Origin of the sequence: Psychrobacter sp. FME5 (genome assembly GCF_014861375.1) — a bacterium.
In the GTDB taxonomy this organism is placed as follows: Bacteria; Pseudomonadota; Gammaproteobacteria; order Pseudomonadales; family Moraxellaceae; genus Psychrobacter.
Map to the genome: position 1 here is coordinate 1 of NZ_RRYX01000210.1, position 1,751 is coordinate 1,751.

General features: G+C 42.3%; 2 protein-coding genes. Both read left to right on the forward strand.

All coding sequences use genetic code 11. The features are described from left to right. The coding region (locus EI161_RS14205) for an IS30 family transposase (protein ID WP_192524905.1) at positions 1-207 on the forward strand (207 nt) is incomplete at its 5' end. Positions 208-421: 214 nt separating this feature from the next. Further along, positions 422-1,537 (forward strand): alanine dehydrogenase, encoded by a 1,116-nt coding sequence (ald, locus tag EI161_RS14210; RefSeq protein ID WP_192529907.1) that lies wholly within the window; start codon positions 422-424, stop codon positions 1,535-1,537. Positions 1,538-1,751: the final 214 nt, after the last annotated feature.

Below are 1,751 nucleotides of genomic sequence, written 5' to 3' on the forward strand. Positions count from 1 at the left end.
TTCTTCTTTGCCGATGCTTATGCGTCATGGCAGCGAGGAACCAACGAGAATACCAACGGCTTAATCAGAGAGTTCTTGCCTAAGGGTTGTGACTTTAGACAAGTCTCTGATAATGAGATACAGGACATTGAGAATAAACTAAACAACAGACCAAGAAAACGCTTAGGGTTTAAAACGCCCAATCAGGTGTTCTATAATATAATTTAGCGTTGCACTTGGTGTGTTAATCTAAGATTAATTTTAATCTGCATCAAATATCATATCCGATTCAATTTGATTTAAAAAACAAAACATACACCTACTTTTAGGGGGTTTTTGTAGCCTATCGCGCGCTTGTAAGCATTAAGAACAACATAATGCTCGTAGTATGCTGCTATAAATTTGTCTGTTTTATCTGAAATTAATATAACAAGGAGCAGTTATGAAAATAGGTATCCCAAAGGAAACAAAGAATAACGAAAACCGCGTTGGTCTAACCCCAAACGGTGTCAGTGCGTTGATCGATGACGGTCATGAAGTCCTCGTCGAAACAGGTGCGGGCATGGGTTCACAGTTTACTGACGATGACTATAAAGAAGTGGGTGCAACCATTGTCGATAACGCTGCTAAAGCATGGGATGTCGAATTGGTTATTAAAGTAAAAGAACCACAGACTGACGAATATCAATATTTAACAGACGGTTTAATGTTATTTACCTATTTGCATTTGGCCAATGAGCCTGAGCTTGCCAAAGTATTGATTGATAACAAAATAACCGCCATCGGTTATGAAACCGTACAGCTGGCGGATAACTCGCTGCCACTGCTGACTCCGATGAGTGAAATCGCTGGACGCATGAGTACACAGATAGGCGCGCAGTTTTTGCAGTCTTTTTATGGTGGCAAGGGCATGTTGCTTGGTGGCGTACCAGGAGTAAAAAAGGGTAGGGTCACCATTATCGGCGGCGGCGTATCAGGGACTGAAGCGGCAAAAATCGCCGTTGGTCTCCATGCTAGCGTCACTATTTTAGATCTGGATCCCAAACGCCTAAAACAGTTATCTGAGATGTTTGGTAATAACGTGCAGACTCTCATATCCAACAAAGTCAACATTGCCGAGAGCGTAAGAGACAGTGACTTGGTCATTGGTGCGGTATTGATTCCAGGTGCAGCGACGCCGAAGCTGGTCACTGAAGAGATGATTCAAGAGATGAATGATGGTGGCGTGGTTATCGATATCGCGATTGATCAGGGCGGTTTATTTGAGACGACAGATCGAATCACCACTCATGATAAGCCAACTTATACCAAGCATGGTGTTATTCATTATGCCGTGGCCAATATTCCAGGAGCTGTACCGCGCACCTCAACCATCGCCTTGTCTAATGTCACCCTGCCGTATATACAAGCCCTTGCCAAAAAAGGCTTTAAAGATGCCTGTAATAGCAACGCCGCGTTAGCAAAAGGCGTGAATACCACGCAAGGCCATATGACCTATAAAGCCGTGGCAGAAGCGCTGGATTATAAATATAAGCAGCTGGACTCTTTGGTGGGCTAGGGTGGGCTGGTTTTATTAAAGCATCGCTAATCTTTTATTGAAAACACCCAAAAACCTGCCAGTCAATGATTGGCAGGTTTTTACTTTATAAGTCGGTTTTTGATATATTTGGTGTAATAGACATATTTCAGAATAATATCTTTTTAGAGGTTTTTTGATTAGGGGCTGTATAGAATTGGGAGATAGTTGAAAAAAATAAGCAACGCCTTACACT